Annotated in this window: 6 protein-coding genes; 1 reads left to right on the forward strand and 5 read right to left on the reverse strand. The window is 76.2% G+C overall.

Annotation, left to right across the window (positions count from 1 at the left end; translation table 11 throughout):
- Positions 1-89: 89 nt before the first annotated feature.
- From F9B16_RS46990 to F9B16_RS47010, 5 genes are all read right to left on the reverse strand, one after another.
- The gene (locus F9B16_RS46990; RefSeq protein ID WP_151546764.1) at positions 90-860 is read right to left on the reverse strand and encodes an FHA domain-containing protein; all 771 of its coding nucleotides are present in this window, start codon (positions 858-860) and stop codon (positions 90-92) included.
- Positions 861-862: 2 nt separating this feature from the next.
- Complete coding sequence (locus F9B16_RS46995; RefSeq protein ID WP_151546765.1) at positions 863-2218, reverse strand: vWA domain-containing protein; 1356 nt, start codon at positions 2216-2218, stop codon at positions 863-865.
- Complete coding sequence (locus F9B16_RS47000; RefSeq protein WP_225992577.1) at positions 2215-3651, reverse strand: PP2C family protein-serine/threonine phosphatase; 1437 nt, start codon at positions 3649-3651, stop codon at positions 2215-2217. The genes F9B16_RS46995 and F9B16_RS47000 overlap by 4 nt, the downstream gene beginning before the upstream one ends.
- Positions 3648-5657: a tetratricopeptide repeat protein gene (locus F9B16_RS47005; RefSeq protein WP_449700374.1), complete on the reverse strand. Its 2010-nt coding sequence runs from the start codon at positions 5655-5657 to the stop codon at positions 3648-3650. Before F9B16_RS47005 ends, F9B16_RS47000 begins: the two co-directional genes overlap by 4 nt.
- A 416-nt stretch (positions 5658-6073) precedes the next feature.
- The gene (locus F9B16_RS47010; protein WP_151546766.1) at positions 6074-7327 is read right to left on the reverse strand and encodes a coiled-coil domain-containing protein; all 1254 of its coding nucleotides are present in this window, start codon (positions 7325-7327) and stop codon (positions 6074-6076) included.
- A 197-nt stretch (positions 7328-7524) separates the two neighbouring features.
- Here F9B16_RS47010 and F9B16_RS47015 point away from each other — a divergent pair, with 197 nt between their 5' ends.
- Positions 7525-8055: a helix-turn-helix transcriptional regulator gene (locus F9B16_RS47015; protein WP_151546767.1), complete on the forward strand. Its 531-nt coding sequence runs from the start codon at positions 7525-7527 to the stop codon at positions 8053-8055.
- Positions 8056-8131 lie beyond the last annotated feature (76 nt).

Here is an 8131-nt window from a genome sequence, read left to right on the forward strand (position 1 = left end):
CGGCGCCTCCCCGCCGCGGGCCGCGGCGGCCCCGGCGGGACCCCTGGACGGTGCGCCCGGCGGACCCGCCGGCGCCTGCTGGACGGCCGTCATAGCGCCTCGTCTCTGGTCAGCGTGATGGTGGTCCAGGCGCCGACGTGGATCCGGTCGCCCGCGGACACGGGGACCTCCTCGTTCAGCGGGATCGGCTCGGTGGAGCCGTTCAGGCACGTCCGGTTCCGGGAACCGGGGTCGACGAGCGTCCAGGAGCCGTCCGGCTTGGCCAGCAGCACGGCGTGTACGTGCGAGACGCCCGGGTCCTCCGGCGGCTCGCGCAGGTCGATCTCCGGCGGGGACGGCTGCGCCGAGCTCCGCCGCCCGATGCGGATCTGCTGCCCGGCGAGCGGGATCCGCCGCTCCGGCGCGTACGGCGGGAACGCCAGCGTCGCCGAGTCCGGTCCCTCCTCGGCGATGACCGCGTTGTAGTACTCGCGGTCGGCGGCGACCACGGCCGTCCAGCCCGTCGCGTTCGGCGCGGGCGGCGCCGGGTCGGGCCGGCGCGGCTCCGGCTGTGGCCCGGGCGGCGGACCCGGCGGCGGACCCGGCTGTGGCCCCGGTGGCGGTCCCGGCGGGGGACCCGGGCGGTCGGGGGTGGGGCGGCCGCCGCCGGTCGCGAAGTCGTAGCCGCAGATCTCGCAGAACCGGTCGGCGCCGGGCTCGCCGCAGTCCGGGCAGACCCGTGCTCCGGACGGGGCGGGCGACGCTCCGGTTCCCCCGCCGGACGGGGACGCGGGGGAGGCCGGAGGTGCGCCGATGAGCTCGCCGCACTCGTCGCAGTAGTCCGCGGACTGGGAGGTGTGTCCGTTGGGGCAGATCGCCATGCTCAGCCCTCGCCCCGCCGCGTCGGCACGGTCTCGTCCTTGCGGGTCGTCGGGGTCTCGGCCCCGCGCGTCCGGACGGTCTTGGTGGAGCGGGTGTCGAGCGTCATCTCGTCGGCCTTGTCGACGTCGCGCTTCAGCCGGACGGTCCCGGTGGCGGGGTCGACGACGTCCACGACACGGCGCAGCAGCGCGGTGATCTCCTCGTTGCCGGCCTGGTCGGCGAGCACGACCGCGCGGCCGAGCCGGGCGGTGGCGGTGTCGACGTCGCCCTTCCCGCGGGCCTCCAGGCCCTCCTGGATGGCCTGCGCCAGCTCCGCCTGCCCGGTGTAGTCCGCGACCCGCGGGTTGATCTTGGTGGAGAGGGCCTCGTCGTCGGTCCACTGCGCGAGCACGTTCCCGGTCGCCAGCACCTGCGCCTCCTCGCCGGGGGCGCCCGGCACGACCAGCTTCACCCAGGCGGCGCGGACCTCCTTGCCGACCTCGCCGGGCGGCACCTCGACGCAGAGGTGGTAGTCGCGGCTCTCGGCGCCCCACGCGCCGAGCGGGTAGTCGCCGGCCTGCGCCGCCGACTCCGTCCGCTTGCCGGTGAGGTCGTCCACCGACGGCATCACCTGCTTGACGAACCTCAGCGTCGCGGTCTTCGGCGTCCACACCCGCAGCGCCACGTCCGCGACGGCCTTGCCCATCGCCGCCTCCGTCATCGCCCGGAAGTCGGCGGCGAGGTCGTTGGTGTCGCGGATGAACTCGACGCTGCCGAGCAGCGCGGACGCGATCCGGCGCAGCTCGGCGACCTCCCAGTCGGTGCCGATGCCGCGGCAGTCGCAGACGAACCGGCCCGCGCAGCGCGCCAGCGCGGCGTTGAGCTGCTCGGGCGTCTCGTGCTGGTTCTTGCCGTCGGTCAGCAGGATCGCCTGCCGGATCGCGCCCGGCCGGGCGTCGAAGATCTGGTCGGCGAGCCGCAGCCACGACCCGATCGCGGTGCCGCCTGACGCCTTCAGCTTCTTCAGCTCCTGCTTGGCGCGCTGGCGGGTGCCGTCGGACGCCTTGACGAGGCCGGGCTGCTGCGGGAACACCATCGACGCGGAGTTGGAGCCGGAGACGATCGCGAACTCGACGCCGTCGCGCAGCGTGTCCACCGCGGTCTGCGCGGCGGCGACCGCGGCGCGCAGCTTGCTGTCCGGGTACGACATCGAGCCCGAGGTGTCGATGATGATCACCACGGCGGCGTCCACCGCGGCCGGCGACGGCAGCGCCGGGCCGGTCGCCTCGACGGACACGATGGCGTGCACCTCGCGGCCGCCCGCGGGCAGGTACTTGTTCTGGTCGACCTTGATCGTGAATTGCGGCTGCTCGCTCATCGGTGCTGCTCCGTGCTCTCGGGGTGCGTGCGCGGGGGGACTGGGGGAGAGGGGAAGGGGATGACCGCGACGGTGATGTTGTCGCGCCCGCCGGCGTCGAGGGCGTGCCGGACGAGCGTCCGCGCGGCGCCGAGCGGGTCGGCGGCCGGGTCGGGCCGCTCGGCGCCCGCCGGTTCGCCCTCCGGTCCTCCTCCGGCGCCGCCCTCGGGGGCTTCGCTCGCCACGACCGCGGGTTCTTGCGCGGGTTCTTCCGCGGGGCCGCCTCCGGGGCCGCCTCCCGGGCCGCCGAGGAGGGACGCCAGGTCGGCGGCGGCCGGGAAGTAGTTCCACAGGCCGTCGCTGCACACCAGCAGCGTGCCGGGGCCGGTCGGGCGGAACGTCGCGACGTGCGGCCGGACCTCGCCCGCGTCGGCGCCCAGCCACGCGGTGATGACGTGCGCGTTCGGGTGCGCCTCCGCCTCCGCCTCGGTCAGCGCGCCCTGCGCCACCATGATCGCGGCCCACGAGTCGTCCTCGGTGAGCTGCCGGGACGCGCCCAGCTCGGCCATGTCGCCGGTGCTCGGCTCGGTGTCGCCCGTGTTGGGCTCGGTGTCGTCCGGTCCGAGGCCGTCGGGCCGCGTCGCGTCCGGCTGGGTCTCCTCCCGGCTGACGTCGGCCGTCCCGCCGCCGTCGGCGGACAGCCAGTAGGCGCGGCTGTCGCCCACCCAGCCGACGGTCAGGGCCCCGCCGCGCGTCACCGCCGACACGTACGTACACGACGGCGCCTCCGACGGCGACGCGGCGAGCGCGGCGACCGCGCCGGCCGCCTTCAGCGCGGCGGAGCGGGTCGCGTCCTCGGGGTCGCGGCCCGCGTCCAGCAGCGCCGCCAGCTCCGCGGCGGCGGTGTCGGCCGCCGTGCGGGACGCCTCGTCCGGACGCTGCGACGAGCCGACCCCGTCCGACACGACCGCCACGACGCCCGCGGCGTGCGCGGCGAGGGCGAGCGCGTCCTCGTTGCGGCTGTAGCGCTTGCCGCGGTCGCTGGCGCCCGCGGCCACCAGCGCGCCGGACCCGTTCGCCTCAGGCCCTCCCGCCGGAAGGCCGATCTCGACATGGTCGCGTTCGGCGGGCTGCCGCAGTCCGCAGCGCTCGCAGTAGCCGTCCGCGTCGATCGCCGCGCCGCCGCACTCCGGGCACGGCCGGGCCCCGGCCGCGGCCCGGCGCCGGGCGAGCGAGGCGGAGCTCTGCCGGATCGTCGCCCCCTCCCGGGGCGCCGCACTCTCCCCGGGCTCCCCGGGCGGCGGATCGCCGAGCTTGTGGCCGCAGTTCTCGCAGAACACGTAGCCCGGGTAGACGATCTCCCTGCACACCGGGCAGGTCGGTTCGGCGGGCTTGGCCGCGGCCGCGCCGTCGGCGGTGCCGTGAGCGGGGTCGGCGGTGGGGTCGTCGGTCACAGCAGCGTCCTCGGGCGTACGGCGTTGGCGGAGTCGATGAGCAGGCGGGACTCGCCGCGGTCGCGGGAGCGGCGGGCCAGCTCCCGGTACGTGCGCTCCAGCCGCCGCCGCAGCGGCGTCTCGGCGAGCGGCGCGCCCATCAGCGCACCGCCCCGCGCGCCGTCGCCGGACCCGGCCGGCAGCCAGTCGAGCGCGGCCTCCAGGATCTCGGCGGCGAGCCGGTCGTGCCGCTCGTCGTCCAGGTCGAGGCCCTCCAGCCGCTCGCCCGCCGCGACCAGCTCGGCCGCCGTCAGGTCCGCGGGCGGGCGGCCGCGCACCGCCGTCGCGACCGCCGCGATCTGCGCGGGCACGTACCGGATGGAGATCTTCGGCACCGCGTCCAGCGCCCGCACCGCCGCCGCGCGGCGGCCCGCCGCCAGATGCACCCGGGCCAGCCCGAACGCCGCCGTGAGATAGCCGTGGTCGGTCCGCCACACCAGCTCGAACAGCCGGACGGCCTCGTCCGGCGCGGAGTGCTCGCGGCAGTACGCGAGGCCGAGCTTCGGCGCCGCCTCGCCCGGCAGCAGCCCGTACAGCCGGTCGAAGCGCGGCTCGGCCTCGGCGACCCTGCCCTCGGCGAGCAGCGCCACGGCGCGGAACCAGTCCACCCGCCAGTCGCCGGGAAGGCTCTGCGCGAGCCCGTCCAGCAGCGCCGACGCCTCGTCCGCCCGGCCCGTCTCGATCTTGACGCGGGCGAGCGCCAGCATCACCTCGGGGGTGCGCTCCGGCGCGCTCTCCAGCACCGGGCCGAGCTGCTCGTCGTCCAGCGCGGTCAGCCCCGCGAGGAACGCGGCGGCCGGGTCGGAGCCGTCCACCAGCGGCACCGGCAGCGCGCCCGCCGCGAGCGGCGGCGGGACGGGCGGCAGCGCGGACTCGGCCGCGAGGTCGCCCGCCATCCACGGGTCGAACCGCTCCGGCCCGAACAGCGCGGACGGCGCGGGACGCGGCGCGCCCTCCTCGGCGGCCAGCACCTCCCGCAGCACGCCGGTGAGCTGCTCCGCCATCTCCGCCGCGTCCTGGAACCGCTCCTTGGGTTCCCGGTGCGTCGCCCGGCGCAGGAACCGGTCGTAGGACTCGAACTCCCGGAGCAGCGGCACCTCGTCCCGCGGCGGCAGGCTCTCGGCGTACGCCCGGGTGTAGCCCTTGAACGGGAAGCTCAGCACCGCCAGCGCCCGCCCGACCGTGTAAAGGTCGGAGCTGACCGACGGGCCGGCGTCGGCGATCTCCGGCGCCTGGTAGCCGATCGTGCCGTAGATGGCGCCGTCCGGGTCGTCCAGCCGGCGGACGCCGCCGAGGTCGATGAGCTTCAGCTCCTCCTCGGACTGGATGACGTTGTCCGGCTTGAAGTCGCAGTAGACCAGCCCGTTGGCGTGCAGGTAGTCGAACGCGCGCAGGACCTCGAGGGCGTAGGCGATCGCCCGGGGCAGCGGCAGGTGCTTCTCGCCCGCGGGCTGCGGCTGCTCCAGCAGGATGTCCTTGAGGGACTGCCCGCCGACGTACTGCATGACGATGTAGTCGTCGCCCTGGTGCTCGACGAAGTTGTAGATCTTGACGATGTTGGGGTGGTCGACGGCGGCGAGGTAGGCGCGCTCGGCCTCCGCCGCGATCCGCGCGTCGGCGTCACCGGTGTCGAGCAGGCCCTTGAGCACCACCCACCGGTTGCTGACCCGCTCGTCCTGCGCCAGGTAGATCCAGCCGAGGCCGCCGTGCGCGATGCAGCCGAGCACCCGGTACTGGTTGGCGACCAGGTCGCCGGGGTTGAGCTTGGGGGTGAAGGAGAACCCGGTCCCGCACTTCGGGCAGAACCCCTCGGTGCGGCCCGGCCGGTCGGGGCGGCCGCGCCCGACGGGCTCGCCGCAGTTGGAGCAGTACCGCTTGCTCTCCGCGACCTGCGGGTCGCTCATCACCGCCGACGACGGGTCCCGGTACGGGACGCGCGGCACCTCGACGAGCCCGGCGCCGAGCATCCCGCGCCGCCCGGACGACCGCGACGAGCCGGTGCGGGTGCTGCCCGTCCGGGTCGTCCCGCTCGTCCCGGTGGAGGCGGACGGCTGGTCCGGGGGCGAGCCGCACTCGTCGCAGTAGCCGTCGACGATCGTCCCGGCGCAGCCGGGCTGGCGGCACTTGTCATCGGGCGGGACGGACGGCCCCTGCGAGGACGGTGCCTGCGCTGCCGGGGCGGCGGCAGCGGAACCGCATTCGTCGCAGTAGCCGTCGACGATCGTGCCGGAGCATCCCGGCTGGGTGCAGGCGTCCGGCGCGCCGGACCCGGACGCGGGCGAACCGGACGTGGGGGACGGGCTCGGCGAGGCGGGCGGCATGCCGCATATGACGCAGTAACCGTCCTCGATGGTTCCGCCGCAGCCCGCCGCGGTGCACTGGCTCAACGTTGCGCTCCCTTCGCCCGCGAGGTGATGGCCTGCTGGTATCCCGACAGCGTCACGGTCGCCTCGCGCAGGTCGCAGGGCGAGGTCCAGAGCAGCTCGCGGGCCCGCTCGTAGATCGCGGCGAGTTCGGCGTCCTCGGCCCCGCCGAGGCGGGCGGCCTTCGCCCGGTAGGCCTCCAGCCGTCCGCGCAGCTCCTCGCGCCGGTCCAGCAGGCCGCGGATCACCTCGGCGTCCCGGCGGGCCTGGTCCAGCGCGGCGGTCATCGCGCGTTCCAGGTCCGCGACCCGGTCGGCGAGGTCGTTCCAGCCGCCGGCGCGCGCCGCCGGCGTGCCGCCCAGCGGGCGCCCGACGGCGGCGAGCCGGTCGGCGAGCGTGGCGGACATGTCCGGCAGGTCGGGCAGGACCGGGGAGGCGATCTTCGCGAGCACCTCGTCGCGGGCGCGGCGCGCCTCCGCCTCGGCGCCGCGCAGCGCATCGAGCACGGTCGCGATCCCGGCGATCCGGTCGGCGAACCCGTCGCGCAGCCGCCGCGCCTCCTCCAGGCCGCGGCGCACGTCCGCGAGCGCGGTGCGCAGCACGTCCAGGCGGCCGGTGTCGGCGCGGCCGCCCTTGGCCAGCGCCAACGGATCGCCGCGCACGATCGCGGCGACGGCCTCCAGCTCGGCGGTCAGCCGCTCCAGGTCGGGGTCCGTCCCGCCCAGCGAGGCCAGGAGACCGGCGGCGGCGCGCTGCTCCTCCTCGACCTCGGCGAGCCGGGACAGCAGCGCCGACCAGACGGCGTCGAGCGCGGCGACGGTCTTGGCGACGTCCTCGTAGAGCGGCGTCATCCGCGCGACGACCGCCTGCAGCGTCAGCTTCTCGCCGGACGGGCCGGCCAGCAGCGTCCGGCGCTCCAGCGGGACCTCCTCGGCCGGCAGCTCGACCGACGGCCCGGCCAGCAGCCGGGTCAGCTCGGCGAGCTGCGCCCGGTCCGGCCGCGAGTGCCGGGCCCGCAGCCGCTCCGCCTCGCCGAGCGTGCGGCCGTAGTGGTCGAACAGCGCCCAGATCTCCGCCATCCGCGCCCGGACCTCGGCCTGCACGCGCCGCGTCCTCCCGTCGAGCGCGGCGCCGTCCAGCAGCTGGTAGCCCTGGTGCCCCTCGAGGTCGAGGAGGGCCGTGCTGATGCGCTCCTTCTCATCGCGCAGGTGTGCCAGCGCCCGGTCCGCCCCGTCCCGGTCCAAGGGGGGACGGGCCGCCCACGCGTCGTTCACCGCCCGTCCACGATCATGTGTTCGCCCCCGATTCCCCCGAATAGAGCACGTTTTGGGCACAGTGTTCACCATGCACCGTGGGCATCTCAAGCGAGCCCGCGATCGGGGCGCGCCGTGCCGCCCGCCCTGCGTCAGGTGACGCTTTCCGGGCGTTCCGGCCACTGCGAAATGTCAGTGTTCGAACGTATGATCGAACCATGGCGAACGTTGCGACGCACCTTCGGACCACCCCCGCGCACGGCGCGGCCGGCACCGTCCTCGATCACACCGTGCTCACCGCCGCCGAGATCGCGGCCCTCGCGCTCTCGCTCGCGCACCTCGGCGCCGGCCCGCAGGCCGCCACCGCCCGCCGCGCCCTGCGCACCCTCCTCGACCCGGCCGGCCACGACGACGTCGTCGCCGCGACCCTGGCCACCCTCACCGCGCCCCTGGACGCCTCCACCGCCGACCGCGCCCGCGTGATCGCCGCGGCCGTCACCGAGCACCGCGTCGTCCGGCTCTGCTACGGCGACGCCGGCGCGAACGTGACGATCCGCGAGGTGGAGCCCGTCACCTGCCTCGTCCACCGCGACCACTGGTACCTCGTCGGCTGGTGCCGCATGCGGCGCGGCGTCCGCGCCTTCCGCTTCGACCGGATCCTCGCCGTCGAGTCCACCGGCCTGCCCTCGCGCCCCCGCCGCGCCGACCGCTACCTGCCGTTCCAGCGCCGGACCGCGCACGCGGCCTGACGCGGGCCCGGGCGGGCGCCGCCGCTAGCCCAGGGCGCGGCGCCCGCCCCGCACGGCCTGCCCGAGCAGGCGGCCG

Source organism: Actinomadura montaniterrae, assembly GCF_008923365.1.
GTDB lineage: Bacteria > Actinomycetota > Actinomycetes > Streptosporangiales > Streptosporangiaceae > Spirillospora > Spirillospora montaniterrae.